This window comes from Sulfuriferula nivalis, assembly GCF_009937995.1.
In the GTDB taxonomy this organism is placed as follows: Bacteria; Pseudomonadota; Gammaproteobacteria; order Burkholderiales; family Sulfuriferulaceae; genus Sulfuriferula; species Sulfuriferula nivalis.
This window is the reverse complement of record NZ_AP021881.1, coordinates 1,436,590-1,454,398: the sequence shown is the minus strand read 5'-3', so window position 1 is coordinate 1,454,398 and position 17,809 is coordinate 1,436,590. Positions and strand designations below refer to the sequence as shown.

Sequence of the window (17,809 nt, the reverse complement as noted above, 5' to 3'; positions counted from 1 at the left end):
GGTATGTTACAAAACCCAAAAGAGTATTTAAATAAATTAAGCGATTCAACATCAAATACTAGCAGATCAGGCGAGGCAAATGCTGGCCAACCGATAATTAATCCATTGCAAGGAATTACAAACTTTCTGTCAAATCTAAATCAGGCAATACCTAAATGACAATAATTAAATCAGCTGATTACAAAAGGGCTCAACCTGTAAAGGAACAGTTGACCGTCAACTCAAAGGGAAAGACCGAGAAGAAGAGATCGGGAAAATTATTTCACAATATATATTACTTTCTAATGGAGACCTGCAAGAGAGGTTAGCCCCAAGTATTATATACAAAAATATATCATAATTAATAAGTTACAATCCTTACTTTGAATCGCAGTTATGGACAATTAATATAGCAGGTTGTTTTTTAATCACAGGAATCTAGAAAATGAAAAAAATTTTATTATCGATATTGGTTATGTTAATTACAGGTCTTGTTATATCTGGATGTACTTCAAAGGAAGAAAAACAAAAAGAAGATGGAATCGCCGCTGCTAATAAAATGAAGGAGGACACAGAGAAAGCAATTAAAGAGTATGAGCAATCTTCGGCTGCTGAAAGACAAAGTTTTGAAAAAAATAAAAACAATGCTAAGAAAAGTTCACAATATTCACAATAATGTAGTGGTCTAATGATAAAAGACACCACTATACAACAAGAAAAACATGCTCCATCAAGAAGCCCACCATTGGGTGTATCAGCTCATTGTTAGTGATGTAGCCAGCTTTGAAACTTGCATTTAATATATCAATTTCAGTGATTGCAAATTAATAATATATTATCGAAATGGATGCCTTGTTTGACGGGTCATTTAAATATACAAATGGCAGGCCAATCATGGATACAACGATACAACTCTCAATATATCAAGTAAACACGCAGTAAAAAAGCCGTTAAAGCACGGCTTTTTTATCACATCATCAAAATGAAAGACTACTTCAAAAATGAAATTAAGCTGAAGTGTTAATATTATTTCCTACGGTAGCCGTAGTGGGGACATTAACTTTAGATTTTTCCACTTCCCCAGCTCGACTCTTATCGTTATCCCCATCACTATCACGTTGAGTTTTTACTTGTTGAGTATTGGCTTGGACTTGAGTAACGTGTTGCGTTGCGCTTGATACGCTGCTGATAGACATAATAATCTCCATGAAGGTAAGAGGAAGCTCCTCTTGTCTAGATTAACGACATTAAATCTTGAAACTTAAATTACCTTGTTTCAACACCAAAAATAATATTTTCATGAATATCAAATTGAGCCAGTTACTGGATTCATTAAAATGAGCAAGTCATAATCCAATATCACATAACGGTATAGTTCAGCATGTAGCCATTTTTATTTTCTGCAAAAATAGCCACACCCCAATAACTTATTAGCCCAACGCACTCACCACAGCCAGCTCATCCCATCTCGTTGTGTAGTTAGGCGATTTACCGCCCTGTTTCATAGACCAGTCACGCCGAGTTGTGATGCCGACGATGCCCGCCCCCAGACTATTTTTGCCGAATCTGAGATTGACTGCATCCAACGTTTGCATCAGCGATGTGCGCTTTTGCTGTTGCGCCATATCGGTGAACAGGTTCGCGGTGGCCTGATGCCCTGATGACAGCTCCATCAACATGACGCCGGCCTTGCTGTAGGCATAGCCAGAGCGGAATATCTGCTTTAACCCGCGCAACGCGGCTGCGTTAAGTGTCAGGGTGTCCGATGTTGCTTCTGTCAGCGGAATAATGATGCTGGGGTGGTACTGTGGTTCTTTGGGTTTGTGTGGGTTGGTTTTGAGATGGATTTGTATCGCACCCGCCACGCTATGTTGTCTGCGCAGTTTTTCTGCCGCGCGAGATACGTAAAGGGTGACGGCTTCTGCCAGGTCATTCAAGGTGTAGACTGCCTGACCAAACGAGCGGCTCGACATGATCTGCTGTTTTGCTGGTGCGACGTCGTCCATTACCATGCATGAAATCCCTTGCAGTTCTTGCACAGTACGCTCCAGCACCACGGAATAGCGTTTACGGATCATGTTGGCGTCTGCATCACGCAGGTCTTGTACGGTCTTGATTCCCACCGCGTGGAGTGCAGCCGTATGCTGGCGACCTACCCCCCATACTTCTGACACATCTATCTGGGTCAGAGTATGGCGTAGCGCTTTTGCATCCAGCGTTGTCAAATCACAAACCCCATTCCAGACATCATTTTTCTTGGCGATATGGTTAGCAAGTTTGGCTAGTGTTTTGGTTGAGGCAATGCCGACACAGACAGGCAAGCTCAGCCATTGCCGTATTTGTTGACGCATGGTTTGGGCGTAGTCTGTGAGGTCAAAATGGGTATAACCCGTCAGGTCCAGAAAGCATTCATCTATGGAATAAATTTCCTGATACGGGCTAAACCTTGCCAGCATGGACATGATGCGGTTGCTCATGTCCGCGTACAGCGGATAGTTGCTCGACAGGGCAATAATGCCATGCTGTTTTGCCAGCGCTTTCAGTTTGAACCATGGCGCCGCCATCGGCACACCCAAGGCTTTGACTTCAGCTGAGCGCGCTACCACGCAGCCATCATTATTGGAAAGCACGACCACAGGTTTGCCGATGAGATCAGGGCGAAACAGGCGCTCACAGGATACATAGCAGTTATTCACGTCTATCAGCGCAATGCGCTTAGGCAAAGCAGACTGTGATTCAGCGAATGTCATACCTTGTGTAAAACACGGGTGACGACACCCCAGATAATCAGCTCTTCTTCTGCGCCGATGATGATGTCTTTGAATTCGGGGTTTTCTGGCACAAGACGGATTTCAGTACCAGTTTTATGCAAACGCTTAACGGTGAGTTCATTGTTGATGATAGCGACCACGACGTTGCCGTGTACTGCATTAAGGGCGCGATCAACGATGATTTCATCGCCGTCATGTATGCCTGCATTAATCATAGACCAGCCTGATACCCGCAATATAAACGTCGCTTCACGGTGATGGATAAGGTGGGTGTTGAGATCAATACGGTCTTCAACATAGTCATCAGCCGGACTGGGAAAGCCCGCGGGGATAGTGTGCGACATCACCGGAACAGCCCAGCGCGGCGTTTCCATCAGCATAGGGCTGATGTGGGTGATCATGCCGGATACTAGCGGAGGGACAACAGGCTGCTGGTGACGTAGCGCATTAAGATAATCCAGCACCACAGGTACCTGACTAGCAGGGATGCGAACCTGTTTGGTTGGCTCGCCATACGCGGTTTTGCGGCCCGCACCTGATCGTTTGCCGCCGTGGCTGGATATGTCAGTCATCATGTCATCTTGAATATAGTTACAAAATCAAGACTATCATAACACGGTTCACGATAGGCGTTTTAAGTTAAAAACTTCTAACTCAATGCAACAAGGTATTTATTCTCACCCAGCCATAGTAAACTAGACCGTTACACTAAGCGTTAAATCCAATATTACGATTTTTACGCTGCACTTTTTGAGAACAAGACGGATGAATAAAAATAGTTTAGCTAACATTACAACAGTGGTCGCACTGACATGTGTGATATTCATACAGGGTTGCGCTACTAATAATCCAATCACACCTGCGCCTACCCCTGTTGCAAACCCGCCAGTAGTCACTACAACACCTGTCAGCAGTGATCTGGAAGCCGTTAGCCCACCCAAACCAGCCAACACCAGTTTTGCTGAATGGCTGGCTGGTTTTCGTACCCGCTTAACCCTGTCGGGTGCCAAGCCTGAAACTATCGCAGCTATGCTGGATGATCTGGAACCGGACATGAGCATTATCCAACGCGATCAGAGCCAGCCTGAGTTTGTGCGTCCAATCTGGTCTTATCTTGACACTGCGGCATCCGATTTACGGGTAACCAATGGGCAGAAAGCTTATGCATTACATCGTGAAACCATCGATGCAATTGCCCAGCATTATGGTGTACGTGCCGAGATACTGATTGCCATCTGGGGACTGGAAAGCGCCTATGGCAAGAGCGCTGGCAACAAAGATATTGTACGCTCATTGGCTACATTAGCCTGGGAGGGTCGCCGTCGTAGCTGGGCTGAACAACAACTTATCGCGGCTGCTCAGATGATAGATCGCGGCTTTGCCACACGTGAACAACTCACGGGCTCCTGGGCGGGTGCAATGGGGCAGACTCAGTTCATCCCCACGACTTATCTGGAAATTGCCGTGGACTGGGATGGTGATGGTCGCCGCGACATATGGACGGATGAATTTGATGCTTTGGCTTCCGCTGCCAATTTACTTGCGCAGGCTGGCTGGCAGAGCAATGCGCCTGTTATTCAGGAAGTGGTCATTCCTGATGGATTTGACTTAAGGCTATGGGAGCCTGAACGCACTCGTCCAGTGAGCGAATGGGCGAAAATGGGTATTAATCCGATAGACGCAACGCCTTGGGCAAATGATGCGCTACCCCGCCCTGCCCGATTACTCCTGCCTGCTGGCCGCAGCGGCCCCGGTTTTTTAACTTTCCAGAATTTTGAAGTTATCAGGCACTACAATAATTCCAGCGCATATGCGCTCGGTGTTAGTTATCTTGCTGAACGTATTGCAGGAGGTGGCACTATTATCGGCGCATGGCCCAAAGACGATGTGCCACTGACACGCACACAAACTCGGGAATTACAGGCTGCATTGAATGCACAGGGATACCATGCAGGGCAATCCGACGGCTTAGCGGGTGCCGCTACCCGTCGCGCCTTACGTGACTTTCAACGAGCACATGCACTTGATGCCGATGGCTATGTCGGATCATCTGCATTTGCCAAGGTGATGGCTGCCGAGGCCAGTAAATAAACATTCCGGAACCCCGCTTATCAAGATGATGAACTCTCTATACACACAGGCCCTACGTCATCACCAAAATGGTGATCTGGTTACGGCAGAGCAGCTTTATCGAGAAATCATTCTGACAGCGCCAGAAAACCCTGATGCCATGCATTATCTGGGATTTTTGTTACAACAGACCGACCGATTAGCTGAAGCTTTTGAGCAAATCACTGCGGCTATCGCGCTGGATAATACCCACGCCGAATGGTATTTTAATTTGGGCATAGTACTCTCACGACAAGGGCTATTTGAACCTGCAATAGATGCGTACACCAGCGCCATTACGCTGGATAGAGACAAGTATTTCTACTGGACGAATCTCGGCGCGGCGTTTGAAGCCAATCAGGAACTGGATAAGGCCGAACATTGTTACATCGTTGCTACGAAAATCGACCCCAACTGTCCAGATGCATTTTATTTACTATCAGTGCTGTATCTTGGTCAAGAGCGCTACTCAGAAGCCAGACACAATAATCACTGCGGCATCATAGTTGATCCGACCAAAGTCAATTCCCGTATTGTTTTAGGTCAGGCCTATTATGAATTAGGTCGTGCAGAGGAAGCCATTGCCGTCTTTGAAACATGGCTACGTGCAGAACCAGACAACCCCGTCGCAACGCATATGTTGAACGCTTACCGTGGTCAACAAGCGCAACCACAATGTACCAGCCAGTACATCGAACAAACTTTTGATACGTTTGCCAACAGCTTTGAAAATGTGCTGGGCAGACTGAGATATTGCGGACCGCAATTAGTACAGGAACACATAGCTTCATACTATCCACCTTCAAAAAATCTTAATGTACTCGATTTAGGCTGTGGCACAGGTCTGGTAGGTACCGTTTTGCAACCCTATGCACACAGGCTGACAGGTGTTGACCTGAGTCAGGCCATGTTGAATCAGGCCGCGACTAAGCAAATTTATCATCAGCTGCACAAAGCCGATATCACTGCTTATCTGGCATCCACTGATGAACAGTTTGACTTAATTACCTGCATGGACACGTTGATTTATCTGGGACATCTGGATGAAATTTTTGCCCTCATACATCGCCGACTCAAGCCAGATGGCATGCTGATTGTCAGCACCGAAAAGCTGGCAGTAGTAAACGACCTGGGTTACAAATTGAATATCAGTGGCCGATACAGCCATCACGCTGATTATCTGGTTAGTTCACTTACAAAAACAGGTTTCCAGATCGACTATATTCGAGATGTACCCATAAGAACTGAAGCAGGTTGTCAAATTGATGGGCAATTCATTTGCGCAAGCCCTTATACAAAAGGGGAACTCAGCTCGAATTAAGATTCCCATAAAAAAGGGGCGCACCAAGTGCGCCCCTTTTTCAAGTCAGACCACAAGCCTAGTGGTTATAAGCCTTTTCACCATGATCAACAATGTCCAGCCCTTCACGTTCTTCATCCTCAGTAACGCGCAAGCCGATAGCCATGTCGATAGCTTTGAACAAAATGTAGCTGATCACGCCAGACCATACCAGTGTGGTGCCCGTTGCCATCAATTGCTTGAGCACTTGGTCGCCCATGGTGACACCGGCAGCATAGCCGACTCCACCGAAGGTAGTAGATGCCAGAAAACCAGTACCGATTGCACCAACGATACCGCCAACACCGTGAATACCAAATACATCCAGCGAGTCGTCGTAGCCCAGCCAGTGTTTCAGACCGGAAGTTGACCAGAAGCAGATAGCCGCTGCAACGATACCCAGTACGATACTGCCCATAGGGCCGACAAAACCGCAAGCTGGGGTGATCGCCACCAGACCAGTAATCGCACCAGAAACACCACCCAGCATGCTAGGTTTGCCTTTAATGATCCATTCAACGAACAACCAGCCCATCGCAGCAGCCGCTGTTGCCAGCTGAGTATTGAGCAACACCATACCTGCGGTACTGTCGACAGCCAGCTCACTACCTACGTTGAAACCGAACCAGCCTACCCACAGCAGCGAAGCGCCGATCATGGTCATGGTCAGGCTGTGCGGGGACATGGATTCACGACCGAAACCGACACGTTTGCCAAGTACCAGTGCACCCACCAGCGCAGCAATACCCGCGTTAATATGAACAACTGTACCGCCAGCGAAGTCCATAGTACCGAGACCTTGCAACCATCCACCACCCCATACCATATGAGCAATAGGCGCGTAAACCAAAGTCAGCCAGCCTGCCATGAACAGCAATATCGCAGAGAACTTCATACGCTCAGCAAAGCCACCGATAATGAGTGCTGGGGTAATCGCCGCAAAAGTCATCTGGAAGGTCAGATAGACGTATTCAGGAATAACGCCAGTGAGCGAATCCTTGCCTACACCAGACAAAAACGACTTACTCAGTCCACCCACTACCGAATTCAGCTCTCCGCCAGGAGTAAATGCCAGACTGTACCCATACAAGGCCCACAATACAGATAACATGGAAAAAGTTACAAATACTTGAGTCAGTATCGACAGCATATTTTTTGTGCGTACCAAACCACCATAAAATAACCCCAACCCAGGTATAGTCATCAATATAACCAATACCGTTGCAGTGATCATCCATGCAGTGCTGGCACCATCCATTTTAGGCGCCTCATCGGCTGCAAAACTCATGGTGCTGTATCCCAGCAAGCCAACTGCTGGCAGAATGCGATTCATTAATAGCTTGTTGTTCATCTCAACTCCCTTAAAGTGCGTCAGTATCAGTTTCACCAGTGCGAATACGAACTACTTGCTCAAGGTCCATGACAAAAATCTTGCCATCACCTATCGCTCCCGTTTTTGCTGTTTTTTCTATGCTGTCTACGACTTTAGTCAGCATCTCATCAGTGATAGCAATTTCGATTTTGATCTTAGGAACGAATTGCACTAAATACTCAGCACCCCGATAAAACTCGGCATGCCCTTTCTGACGACCGAACCCCTTTACCTCGGTGACAGTAATCCCCTGAATTCCAATAGTGGATAACACATCACGTAGTTCCTCTAGTTTGAACGGCTTAATAATGGCAGTTACCAGTTTCATTACGTCTCCTCTCCATTAAGACAACATCAAAAAAGTTAATTCATATGAATCTAAATTGATTGTATGGAAACGAAAAAAGCAATATTAATGCCAGTTACTACTAAGGATGAGATTTACGACTTTAATGGGATGTTGACGCGATATGTACGCGTTACAGCACGGAGATACAGTCTGATTTGGTGCGATAAATGATGGGCGATGCGCTATAAAAGTGCTCGTGTAAAACGATGAAGATGCTTAAATCGAGAATATATTTTTGGGACGCGACAGCCATAAGGCAACTACATAACTTGTGGCGATAAAAGCGATGAGGCCTATGCCCTGATGTAATGGGCTGATATTCGTCAGAATATCAACATCAGGAAAGAGTTGTCGAGATAGACCCATACCACCAACAACCAGACTTAATCCAGCCACGGTCAATCCCAACACCCGAGAAGAAACCAGCGCGAGCTTATCCGTACGCAGTATCATTTTGGCCACCCAGTAGCCGTTAAGTCCGTCAGTCACTATCATGCCAAGCATGAATACTAGGCCAAGCAACATCGGAGACATCCAACTGTGCCCTGTCTGTACGCTGATAGAAAAAAATGCGACCTGACTCATGGTATCAAACGACAGTGCAAACAGCACACCCACCAACACCATCCAGCCCGGATGCTGTATACGCGCAAACAAAAATCTGAATATTCGGCTTTTGGCTCCGGTGATTTTGACCACTTCACCAGACGGCACACGAAACACCACATAAAGGTTAGTCAAGCCTAGCGCCAGTAAAAAGAAAATGGAGATCCAGGCACCTAACGCTTCAAACCAGACTGGCACTTGCCAAGTCTGCGCCAGTAAACTAATCATGCCCGCTGTTAATATCACCGTCAAGCCGTGACCAAGCGAGAACAACAGCCCCGCCCATCTTGCCAGACGAGGCCTCACCACGCTGTTAGCGCGGGCCATCCCATCTATCGTTGCCAGATGATCGGGATCCATGCCATGCCGCAGACCCAGCATAAATACCAAAAATATCATTCCTATCAAACTGTCGGGTACAGAAACTGGCATATTTTAGTCCTTCATCAAACCCTTCTTCTCGATGAACTGAATAATCTCGTCCAGTCCTTGCCCAGTCTTCAGGTTACTGAATACAAAAGGTCGTTCGCCGCGCATTTTTTTGGCATCCCTGTCCATCACTTCCAATGATGCGCCCACCATCGGTGCTAAATCGACTTTATTAATAATGAGCAAATCGGATTTAGTAATGCCCGGACCACCTTTACGTGGAATCTTATCACCTGCGGCTACATCAATCACATATAACGTCAAATCTGACAGCTCAGGGCTGAACGTCGCGGACAAGTTATCGCCGCCACTTTCCACAAAGATGATATCAAGATCAGTGAATTTACGCGACAAACGCGCAACTGCTTCCAGATTAATCGAGGCATCTTCACGTATCGCAGTGTGCGGGCAGCCACCGGTTTCCACACCGATAATGCGATCTGGCAGCAAGGCTTCATTGCGAACCAGAAACTGCGCATCTTCTTGTGTGTAAATATCATTGGTGACTACACCCAGCTGATACTTCTCACGCAAATTTTTACACAGTGCCAGCGTCAGCGCGGTCTTGCCAGAACCCACTGGACCACCAATACCTACACGTAAAGGTTGAGTATTGCTCATTATGATTATCCTTTTATTAAATTATGATCTAAATAGTCTACTGTACTGGGTCTCATGCTGGCTGCATGCGATTGCAAACATCGGCCCATAATTACTGATTTCATCATCAGCCATCGTCATCACCGCACTCACCAGCCCCGGCAATTTGGCCGCAAGATCAGCCAGTATCTGCTGTCCCGCCACTTGTCCAACGGGTATGGTTTTCATCGCAGCGCTCACCTGATTTTCTACCCATGACCATAAATAGGCGGAAACGGTTGCCTCGGCTGGAATCTCCCAGTTCACTGCGGCACAACTGAACGCCGCAGGAAAACTTAGCGGCTCAAGTTTTAACAGCTGCGCCAGCTTAGCCTCATCAAAACCACCCATTTCCTGCATCAGACGGCGCATGGAATAACCCATTTGCTCAGTCTCTGCACGCAGCTCAGCAGCTTCTCGTGACACGCAGAATACTTCATTCCAGTGTGCAACCTGTGCAAAATCATGCTGTTCCCATGCACGATACAGACGCAGTAACAGCGGCGCTTCGAATCTCGCCACATTAAACTGCAACACATCTCCTATCCAGGTGCGTGCCGAGTCACGATCATGCACGATATGCTGATCGACTACCCACTCCTGACCCTGCGAATAACTATACGCGCCCACTGGCAGCATCGGGCTAGCCAGTTGCAGCAATCGCATCAATGATAGATCAGCTAAATTCATGAATAATGCCTGAATGTCCTTCTTCATCACCGTGACGATGGGCATGACCACCATAAGCGCCCGCTTCAGGTTCAAACGGCGCCGCCTCTTCACGCACCTGCACGCCCAGACCGTCCAGCATATCCCTCAGTACGTAATCTGCGCCGAGTCGCAACCAGCCATCACCCACTTGCAACGGCACATGACGATTGCCCAAATGATATGCGGCACGCGCCAATTCGCGTTCGCTGGCTGCGGTCACCAGCAAGCTCGGTTCAGGCGCAGCAACCACCAGCACCACACGACCATCGCTGCCCTGTAAGCGGTCACCACCACGCAATATGGTGCCACGCGGCAGGAACAAACCTACTTCTTCCCCTGTCGCCAGCTTGGTACGCAAACGGCTCTTCTGCCTGCGTTCAAACGGCAACACCAATTGTTCATCGGCTGGCTGCTCGGTACTACAAAATTGCTCAACTAATAACATAAACTCACTTCAAAACAGGAAATAACGCTGCGCCATCGGCAGCACTTCAGCAGGTTCACAGGTCAACAACTGGCCATCAGCACGCACTTCATAAGTTTCAGGATCCACTTCAATTTTAGGCATATAGTCGTTATGCACCATGTCGCGTTTGGTCACCGTACGCGTACCGCTGACTGCGACCAGACGCTTGTCCAGCCCGAGCTGCGCAGCCAAGTCACTACGCGCGGCCAGACCAGATACAAAGGTTACTGACGTTGCGGTACAGGCCTTACCATAAGCGCCAAACATCTGCCGATAATGCACAGGCTGCGGTGTAGGAATAGATGCATTAGGATCGCCCATCGCCGCTGCAGCTATCATGCCACCCTTAATAATAATGGACGGTTTGACGCCAAAAAATGCTGGACGCCATAACACCAGATCAGCCAGCTTACCGACTTCTATCGAGCCAACTTCATGTGCGATACCGTGAGTAATCGCAGGATTGATAGTGTATTTTGCAATGTACCGTTTGACGCGCTGGTTGTCCTTTTTGGCATGATCTTCCGGCAATGCGCCGCGCTGAACTTTCATTTTATGTGCGGTTTGCCAGGTACGCATGATCACTTCACCCACTCGTCCCATTGCCTGCGAATCGCTGGATATCATGCTGAAAGCACCCAGATCATGCAGGATATCTTCAGCCGCTATGGTTTCGCGACGGATGCGGGATTCGGCAAACGCCACGTCTTCAGCAATATTCGGATCAAGATGGTGACACACCATCAACATGTCCAGATGTTCGTCTATGGTATTAACGGTGTATGGACGTGTCGGATTAGTCGAAGATGGCAACACATTCAGCTCACCACAGGCCTTGATGATGTCAGGCGCATGTCCGCCACCAGCACCTTCGGTATGGTAAGTATGAATAGCCCTGCCCTTAAAGGCTGCCAGCGTAGTCTCCACAAAGCCAGACTCATTCAAAGTATCGGTATGAATCGCCACTTGTACATCGAGTTCTTCTGCGACCGTCAGGCAGTTATCTATAGATGCCGGGGTTGTGCCCCAATCTTCATGCAATTTCAAGCCTATTGCACCTGCCTCGACCTGTTCACGCAACGGCTCTGGCAGGCTGGCGTTACCCTTGCCCAGAAAACCCAGATTCATTGGGAAACTGTCTGCGGCCTGCAGCATGCGATGCATATACCAGGGCCCTGACGTACAAGTCGTAGCATTAGTACCCGTTGCAGGGCCAGTTCCGCCACCGAGCATGGTGGTCACACCTGACATCAAAGCCTCTTCTATCTGTTGCGGACAAATGAAGTGGATATGTGAATCGATACCACCTGCCGTTACGATCAAACCTTCACCGGCTATCACTTCAGTACTGGCGCCAATAACTATGTCGACTCCTGTTTGAATATCTGGATTACCCGCTTTACCTATACCGACTATACGCCCAGATTTAAGGCCAATATCCGCTTTGACTATGCCCCAGTGATCGACAATCAGCGCATTGGTAATCACCGTATCTACCACGTGTGCGTAAGTTCGCTGGCTTTGCCCCATGCCGTCACGGATAACCTTACCGCCACCAAATTTCACTTCCTCACCATAGATCGTGAAGTCTTTTTCCACTTCTATCCACAGCTCAGTATCCGCCAGACGCAGTCGATCACCCACGGTAGGCCCATACATTTCGGCATAAGCCGCGCGCCCTATCTTCAGACTCATGCTTGCTCCTTCAATTTACCCATGACTTGCGCATTAAAGCCGTAAACGATACGGTCGCCGCCCAATGCCACCAATTCCACAGTACGATCCTGACCAGGCTCAAAACGCACAGCTGTACCTGCCGGGATATTCAGACGAAATCCATAAGCAGCGTCACGGTCAAACGCCAGCGCGGTATTGGTTTCAAAAAAATGGTAATGCGAGCCAACTTGTATCGGTCTGTCACCGGTATTGGCAACACTTATCGTACAGGTAGCCATGCCTACATTCAGCTCAATCTCACCATCCATAGCTTCTAATTCACCAGGTATCATTTGCACTCCTTACGCAATCGGGTTATGTACAGTGACCAGCTTGGTACCATCTGGGAAGGTCGCTTCAACTTGTATATCAGGAATCATTTCAGCAATACCTTCCATCACATCACTGCGCTTTAATAATGTGGTGCCGTAGCCCATGAGTTCAGCGACCGTTTTGCCATCACGTGCACCTTCCATAATGGCAGCAGAAATGTAGGCTACCGCTTCAGGATAATTCAATTTCAGCCCCCTATCCTTGCGCCGCTCGGCCAGCAATGCCGCAGTAAAAATCAGCAATTTGTCTTTTTCTCTTGGCGTCAATTCCATATCATGCTCTTTTCTATTCAACAAGTTACAACATAAACATAAATTAAACTTTAAGTCTGCCAGATACGCGGGATAACCGCCTGCCTGCCTGCCGCATAAGGTCGCAGTATCGTCCACAGCGCAGTGAAATATCGTTTAGCCGCTTCAGATTTGTTCCCTAAATAACGTACAATCAGCACATCTGGCAATACAGTAATACCGCAATGCTCACCCGCCATGCCATCCACTGCAACCTCACGACACTGATTAAGTAAATCTGCAGGTATCGCCTTCCCTGCCAGAACCAGCGTAGCCGTTACCGTGCAACCTGCCAGCCCTGCTGGCGAATTCATTAAGGCATCTCCGCCTTGCAAATTACCAAATTCCTGCCATATCGGCTTGCCAGCAAATTTGATGCGCACACGCTGATTAAGATGCCCGTGATTAAATTTTTCCCCAGATGCAGCACGCCCCAGACACACGATTTCCCAGCCCATAAATACCGCACCCTGAGCCAGCTCAACCTCCATATTCATGCGCGCCAATGCGCCATCGAACAATATAGTTTCTTGTGGCAGCCATTCCAGCACCGCATTTTCAGCCACAGTAAAGCGTAATTGCTGGCTGGCATAACTGCCACTGGAGCGATACCACTTGCCCGCACCAGGCGAAGTCAGCAATGCCTGACTACCATGTTCCAGCACCACCCGAATTTCCAGCGTATCACCACCAGCAATACCGCCAGGAGGATGCAAAACTATACTGTGACACACTGCACTGCCTTCAGGATACAACGCTTTTTGCACCCGTAATGGCCCATGATGCTGCCTGTGTAGCAACGTTGTCTTGCCAGATTCATGCACATAACCCAAAGATAACAAAGCATCCCAGCCAGTATTTTTTACCATGCATGGAACATCAAGCGACATTTGCTCTGAGTCTCGACACGCTATGAGGTTATCGTTATACAAACACTCCCCTTAATCATTTCAAAAGATCATTCATGCTGAAATTGTCGTCATAAACAACTAGACGTTAGAAGACAACAGCAATTTTCACGCCAAAATATCTTATTTATACATTTCAAATGCTTATAAAAAGCAAACTCACATTCTCTTCATTTACTGATTAATGACATAACTTTTTGGTGCACAAACGCACCAAAATGGAGAACTCAACACGGCGACTTCCCCAATGAAACATAAGCATGCAGCAAATGCCGCAACAGCGCCATTTATCTTATTGAATGTAGCTAACAAATCCGCATCATTACTGAAATTCAGTTATTATCACAACACGTTATGTATCCAAAACACTCAAAACTAACAATGAGAAAAACGATATTCATAAGTGTACTGCTCATGCTGGGGATAGGCGGTTTTTTCGGATACCGTTATGCCACGCATCTGACGCAGGATAAAATACGAATTTCTATCAATCCGTGGGTTGGCTTCACGCCTTTCAGCTATGCACAGGAAAAAGGCTGGCTGGAACAGACACCTTTTCGATTTGTCTGGCATGTGGACCTAACGGAAGGCAATCAACTCTACGAACGCGGACTGACACAAGGCTTTACTGCAACTCAATATGATCCTGTCAATTTCATGGATGCCAGTCAAATTAAACCTGTGTTCCTGATTGACCGTTCGAATGGGTCTGATGCCATACTTTCCAATCGTACGCTGGCGGCATTACGTGATACTCACGAACCCGTTACGGTCTTTCTGGAAAGAGGTTGGTTACAAGATGATTTTTTTAAAGCTTTTGTGCAAGAAAATGGACTGCAACACCTGCAATTCATCCTCACCAACAAAGCAGTAAAATCGATGACATCGGTTAATAGCAATGGTGCTCCCGTCATCCTGATTTCCTACGCCCCATATATCAGCGAACTTATCAGAAGCGGTTTTGTAACTGTCGCTTCCACCCGAACACTAAAATCATTTTTTGTAATTGACGCATTGTTTGTGAATGATAAATTTATTCCTGGCCAGGAAGCCGAATTTCAAGCACTCAAGGCTATTTTTCATCGCGCTGTAAATCAACTCCGCATCAATCCACGCGAATATTACAACACAGTGCAACCTTATCTGGAAGGCCAGAGTTATGAAGAATTCATGGCATCAGTTAACGACATAGAATGGCTAGATCACACTGCCAGTCCTGCTATCGTACAACAGCTACAAGCCCAGCACCTTAAAACAGACAGGTTATTACCGTGAACATTAACAGGCTCGTTCTGAGCGCCATGTTATTACTTGGGATCACCGCCATTGTTCTATCTACTGGTTTTTACCAGATGGAGCGATCGATGATATTGCGCACTATCGCTGACGAGCTTAATCAGAACACCTTTTTACTTGAAGAAAATGCCCGCAGATCTCTGCAGAATGGTCGAGATAATGAATTACAGGCAATATTAGACCAAACTTTCGCGCTCAATGATGTGATTGCCGAAATATCCATCTCCAAAGATGGCCAAACTATCTATGCATCTTCATCCCGCACCCTCATAAACAAACCGATTGCGAATGACTACATCCCTTTTTCACAACTCCATGAGGGTCTGCTTAATCACCAACATACAGCTTATAAAATTAAATTTTATTACTTTGAAGGCAGCCAAAAACATACTGCATACATGTTGATACGTATAGACAAAGGCTATGTTTTTGGAAGATCCAATCAAATCGCTATATTGTATGGCATCGGCATACTGACAGTACTTAGCCTACTCAGCCTGCTGCTATTCACCGTCATTCAACGCTTAGCCATTAAACCATTGGGGAAAATCACACAGCATGCACATACAGGCAGTACGTCAACCCATCGCTATTTCATTAAGGAATTTTCAGAGCTGGCTCACACCCTCAGTGAGACATTTCAGTCCATGCATCACCAACAACATGAGCTTCAACTTGCATATGATGAAACAAAATATCTGGATGGCATACTTCGCACTGTTGCGGATATCAATCAACTACTCATTTCCGCCAACAATATTGATGAATTAATAAGCAAAAGTGTTAATCGGCTAGCAGGCCATTCAGGTTATACGTTATGCTGGCTCACATTAAAATCCAATAACAGCTTGCCTATCCAGGCATATTCTCCCGACCCAACAGGACTGCTTCAACTCGCCTTAACTATCACCCACAATATAGATGAACAAAGTGATGACCCAGTTGTTCAGGCTTGTATTCTAAGCAAAACCGTCGTCATTACACACTTATCTACCCACACATCAAACTTGCCTTGGCGGCAGGTTGCCGAACACGGCGGCTATGGTTCATTTATCGCGCTACCACTGTTGCCCAGCCTGTATGAACAACCCATAGGGGTGCTTGGTTTATACGCACAAAAGGATGATGGGTTTAACCCCAAAGAAATTGCCATGCTGGAAGAGTTAGCGGGTGATATCGGTTTTGCAATTCAGGCATTCAAGCAACGTGAACAGCTGAAACGTCACCTCACGACAGATGCTATTACTGACTTACCCAACCGCACATCACTGGTCGACCAACTCATAATTAACCCCGAGGTATCTTTAGCGCTTATCAATATAGATCGTTTCAGTGACATCAACAGCGTATATGGCGTCACTATAGGTGATGGCATACTGGCTCAGTATGGACAATGGCTAGCCAAGTTCATCGCACCATTTAATGGCGTTACCCTGTTCAAAATGGGTAATGATGAATATGCGCTGCTCTTCACTGAACCGAGTGCGGTTGCTCAGCACAAAGAGTTGCTTGAACAAATCATTGCCATGAGCGCTAAAGAATTGTTCGTCATTGGTGAAATAGAAGTCATGCTAACCATCACTGTAGGTATGGTGGTGGCATCTGACAAACTATTAGAACATGCCACCACGGCACTTAAACAAGCCAAACTCACGCATAAAAATATGCAAATTTACGAATTTGCCAGTATTCAAAAGGACCAGGAAAATAATATCGCCTGGTACAAGCGCATTAAGGATGCCGTTGAAGATTCCCGTATCGCCCCCTACTTCCAACCCATAGTTGATAATAAAACTCAGCGCATCATCAAATATGAAGCGCTCGTCAGGCTGATTGAAAAAGATGGCAACGTCATCAGTCCTTATCAATTCTTAGCTATTTCCAAAAAGACCAGACAATATGGTCAGCTGACCAAAATCATGTTCGATAAAGTTGTACAACAATTTCACAACAGCAGTGTTCCTGTCAGTATCAATCTTTCTACTGAAGACTTGCTCAATAGCGAACTGGCTGATTATCTGGAGCAGACCATACTCTCACATCAAATCGGCAATCGATTGATTTTCGAAATCCTGGAAAGTGAAGGCATAGATAATTACACCGAAGTCAGCGCATTTGTTGACCGATTCAAGTCAATTGGATGCCGCTTTGCTATAGATGATTTCGGCTCTGGCTACTCCAATTTTGACCATCTGCTCAAACTCAACATAGACACATTGAAAATTGACAGCAGCCTGATCAAAAATCTGCCACATGATAGAAATGCTCAGATTATTGTGAAGCATATCAGCGATTTCGCGAGAGAGATGGGTATTAATACCGTGGCTGAATTTGTCGCTAACGAAGCTATTTATCAAATGGTACTCGACATGGGTATTGATGCATCGCAAGGCTATTATTTTTATGAACCCTCTGCATGGTTAATTCCAGAATAATCATAAGCAGCACATAGCAAAACACCCCAACGTATGGGGTGTTTGAGTAAGCAAACTATAC

At 46.7% G+C, this 17,809-nt stretch carries 18 protein-coding genes; 5 read left to right on the top strand and 13 right to left on the bottom strand.

What is annotated here, in order from left to right:
- Positions 1 to 424 precede the first annotated feature (424 nt).
- On the top strand, positions 425 to 655 hold the full coding sequence (locus tag SFSGTM_RS07450; protein WP_162084611.1) for an outer membrane protein assembly factor BamD: 231 nt from the start codon (positions 425 to 427) through the stop codon (positions 653 to 655).
- 331 nt (positions 656 to 986) lie between these two features.
- Here the strand turns inward: SFSGTM_RS07450 and SFSGTM_RS07445 are convergent, their stop codons facing one another.
- From SFSGTM_RS07445 to SFSGTM_RS07435, 3 genes are all read right to left on the bottom strand, one after another.
- Positions 987 to 1,175: a hypothetical protein gene (locus tag SFSGTM_RS07445; protein ID WP_198420625.1), complete on the bottom strand. Its 189-nt coding sequence runs from the start codon at positions 1,173 to 1,175 to the stop codon at positions 987 to 989.
- Positions 1,176 to 1,409: 234 nt separating this feature from the next.
- Positions 1,410 to 2,729, bottom strand: coding sequence for a Y-family DNA polymerase (locus SFSGTM_RS07440; protein WP_162084610.1), 1,320 nt, complete (start codon positions 2,727 to 2,729; stop codon positions 1,410 to 1,412).
- On the bottom strand, positions 2,726 to 3,325 hold the full coding sequence (locus SFSGTM_RS07435) for a LexA family protein (RefSeq protein ID WP_232526063.1): 600 nt from the start codon (positions 3,323 to 3,325) through the stop codon (positions 2,726 to 2,728). Before SFSGTM_RS07435 ends, SFSGTM_RS07440 begins: the two co-directional genes overlap by 4 nt.
- A 190-nt stretch (positions 3,326 to 3,515) precedes the next feature.
- On the opposite strand from SFSGTM_RS07435, the gene SFSGTM_RS07430 reads away from it, so the two are divergent.
- Both SFSGTM_RS07430 and SFSGTM_RS07425 read left to right on the top strand, forming a co-directional pair.
- On the top strand, positions 3,516 to 4,841 hold the full coding sequence (locus tag SFSGTM_RS07430; RefSeq protein ID WP_162084609.1) for a lytic murein transglycosylase: 1,326 nt from the start codon (positions 3,516 to 3,518) through the stop codon (positions 4,839 to 4,841).
- A gap of 25 nt (positions 4,842 to 4,866) precedes the next feature.
- On the top strand, positions 4,867 to 6,180 hold the full coding sequence (locus tag SFSGTM_RS07425) for a tetratricopeptide repeat protein (protein ID WP_162084608.1): 1,314 nt from the start codon (positions 4,867 to 4,869) through the stop codon (positions 6,178 to 6,180).
- Between the two features lie 58 nt (positions 6,181 to 6,238).
- On the opposite strand, the gene SFSGTM_RS07420 is transcribed toward SFSGTM_RS07425, so the two are convergent.
- From SFSGTM_RS07420 to SFSGTM_RS07375, 10 genes are all read right to left on the bottom strand, one after another.
- Entirely contained in the window at positions 6,239 to 7,486 is a 1,248-nt protein-coding gene (locus SFSGTM_RS07420; RefSeq protein WP_269780100.1) for an ammonium transporter, read from the bottom strand.
- A 73-nt stretch (positions 7,487 to 7,559) separates the two neighbouring features.
- A complete protein-coding gene (glnK, locus tag SFSGTM_RS07415; protein WP_162084607.1) occupies positions 7,560 to 7,898 on the bottom strand; it encodes a P-II family nitrogen regulator in 339 nt (112 codons plus the stop codon).
- A gap of 237 nt (positions 7,899 to 8,135) precedes the next feature.
- Entirely contained in the window at positions 8,136 to 8,957 is an 822-nt protein-coding gene (locus SFSGTM_RS07410) for a HoxN/HupN/NixA family nickel/cobalt transporter (RefSeq protein WP_162084606.1), read from the bottom strand.
- Positions 8,958 to 8,960: 3 nt separating this feature from the next.
- A complete protein-coding gene (ureG, locus tag SFSGTM_RS07405) occupies positions 8,961 to 9,575 on the bottom strand; it encodes an urease accessory protein UreG (RefSeq protein ID WP_162084605.1) in 615 nt (204 codons plus the stop codon).
- A 21-nt stretch (positions 9,576 to 9,596) separates the two neighbouring features.
- Positions 9,597 to 10,328 (bottom strand): urease accessory protein UreF, encoded by a 732-nt coding sequence (locus SFSGTM_RS07400; protein ID WP_232526062.1) that lies wholly within the window; start codon positions 10,326 to 10,328, stop codon positions 9,597 to 9,599.
- Positions 10,270 to 10,749, bottom strand: a complete 480-nt coding sequence (gene ureE / locus SFSGTM_RS07395; RefSeq protein ID WP_162084604.1) for an urease accessory protein UreE — start codon at positions 10,747 to 10,749, stop codon at positions 10,270 to 10,272. The genes SFSGTM_RS07400 and ureE overlap by 59 nt, the downstream gene beginning before the upstream one ends.
- A 9-nt stretch (positions 10,750 to 10,758) precedes the next feature.
- A complete protein-coding gene (ureC, locus tag SFSGTM_RS07390; protein WP_162084603.1) occupies positions 10,759 to 12,465 on the bottom strand; it encodes an urease subunit alpha in 1,707 nt (568 codons plus the stop codon).
- Positions 12,462 to 12,779, bottom strand: a complete 318-nt coding sequence (locus SFSGTM_RS07385; protein WP_162084602.1) for an urease subunit beta — start codon at positions 12,777 to 12,779, stop codon at positions 12,462 to 12,464. The genes ureC and SFSGTM_RS07385 overlap by 4 nt, the downstream gene beginning before the upstream one ends.
- A 9-nt stretch (positions 12,780 to 12,788) precedes the next feature.
- Positions 12,789 to 13,091 carry an urease subunit gamma gene (gene ureA, locus SFSGTM_RS07380; protein ID WP_162084601.1) on the bottom strand — a complete coding sequence of 101 codons (303 nt, stop codon included), beginning with the start codon at positions 13,089 to 13,091 and terminating at the stop codon, positions 12,789 to 12,791.
- 50 nt (positions 13,092 to 13,141) lie between these two features.
- The gene (locus tag SFSGTM_RS07375) at positions 13,142 to 13,978 is read right to left on the bottom strand and encodes an urease accessory protein UreD (RefSeq protein WP_198420624.1); all 837 of its coding nucleotides are present in this window, start codon (positions 13,976 to 13,978) and stop codon (positions 13,142 to 13,144) included.
- Between the two features lie 453 nt (positions 13,979 to 14,431).
- Between SFSGTM_RS07375 and SFSGTM_RS07370 the strand changes: the two genes are divergently transcribed.
- Together SFSGTM_RS07370 and SFSGTM_RS07365 are read left to right on the top strand one after the other, a co-directional pair.
- Positions 14,432 to 15,292 carry a type 2 periplasmic-binding domain-containing protein gene (locus SFSGTM_RS07370; protein WP_162084600.1) on the top strand — a complete coding sequence of 287 codons (861 nt, stop codon included), beginning with the start codon at positions 14,432 to 14,434 and terminating at the stop codon, positions 15,290 to 15,292.
- An 89-nt stretch (positions 15,293 to 15,381) separates the two neighbouring features.
- The gene (locus tag SFSGTM_RS07365; protein WP_162084599.1) at positions 15,382 to 17,748 is read left to right on the top strand and encodes a sensor domain-containing diguanylate cyclase; all 2,367 of its coding nucleotides are present in this window, start codon (positions 15,382 to 15,384) and stop codon (positions 17,746 to 17,748) included.
- Positions 17,749 to 17,809: the final 61 nt, after the last annotated feature.

What these genes read in the sequence shown, in the direction of transcription:
- SFSGTM_RS07450 (WP_162084611.1), top strand. Translation starts at nt 425, where the DNA reads ATGAAAAAAATTTTATTATCGATATTGGTTATGTTAATTACAGGTCTT.
- SFSGTM_RS07445 (WP_198420625.1), bottom strand. Translation starts at nt 1,175, where the DNA reads ATGTCTATCAGCAGCGTATCAAGCGCAACGCAACACGTTACTCAAGTC.
- SFSGTM_RS07440 (WP_162084610.1), bottom strand. Translation starts at nt 2,729, where the DNA reads ATGACATTCGCTGAATCACAGTCTGCTTTGCCTAAGCGCATTGCGCTG.
- SFSGTM_RS07435 (WP_232526063.1), bottom strand. Translation starts at nt 3,325, where the DNA reads ATGATGACTGACATATCCAGCCACGGCGGCAAACGATCAGGTGCGGGC.
- SFSGTM_RS07430 (WP_162084609.1), top strand. Translation starts at nt 3,516, where the DNA reads ATGAATAAAAATAGTTTAGCTAACATTACAACAGTGGTCGCACTGACA.
- SFSGTM_RS07425 (WP_162084608.1), top strand. Translation starts at nt 4,867, where the DNA reads ATGATGAACTCTCTATACACACAGGCCCTACGTCATCACCAAAATGGT.
- SFSGTM_RS07420 (WP_269780100.1), bottom strand. Translation starts at nt 7,486, where the DNA reads ATGAGTTTTGCAGCCGATGAGGCGCCTAAAATGGATGGTGCCAGCACT.
- glnK (WP_162084607.1), bottom strand. Translation starts at nt 7,898, where the DNA reads ATGAAACTGGTAACTGCCATTATTAAGCCGTTCAAACTAGAGGAACTA.
- SFSGTM_RS07410 (WP_162084606.1), bottom strand. Translation starts at nt 8,957, where the DNA reads ATGCCAGTTTCTGTACCCGACAGTTTGATAGGAATGATATTTTTGGTA.
- ureG (WP_162084605.1), bottom strand. Translation starts at nt 9,575, where the DNA reads ATGAGCAATACTCAACCTTTACGTGTAGGTATTGGTGGTCCAGTGGGT.
- SFSGTM_RS07400 (WP_232526062.1), bottom strand. Translation starts at nt 10,328, where the DNA reads ATGCCCATCGTCACGGTGATGAAGAAGGACATTCAGGCATTATTCATG.
- ureE (WP_162084604.1), bottom strand. Translation starts at nt 10,749, where the DNA reads ATGTTATTAGTTGAGCAATTTTGTAGTACCGAGCAGCCAGCCGATGAA.
- ureC (WP_162084603.1), bottom strand. Translation starts at nt 12,465, where the DNA reads ATGAGTCTGAAGATAGGGCGCGCGGCTTATGCCGAAATGTATGGGCCT.
- SFSGTM_RS07385 (WP_162084602.1), bottom strand. Translation starts at nt 12,779, where the DNA reads ATGATACCTGGTGAATTAGAAGCTATGGATGGTGAGATTGAGCTGAAT.
- ureA (WP_162084601.1), bottom strand. Translation starts at nt 13,091, where the DNA reads ATGGAATTGACGCCAAGAGAAAAAGACAAATTGCTGATTTTTACTGCG.
- SFSGTM_RS07375 (WP_198420624.1), bottom strand. Translation starts at nt 13,978, where the DNA reads ATGGTAAAAAATACTGGCTGGGATGCTTTGTTATCTTTGGGTTATGTG.
- SFSGTM_RS07370 (WP_162084600.1), top strand. Translation starts at nt 14,432, where the DNA reads ATGCTGGGGATAGGCGGTTTTTTCGGATACCGTTATGCCACGCATCTG.
- SFSGTM_RS07365 (WP_162084599.1), top strand. Translation starts at nt 15,382, where the DNA reads ATGATATTGCGCACTATCGCTGACGAGCTTAATCAGAACACCTTTTTA.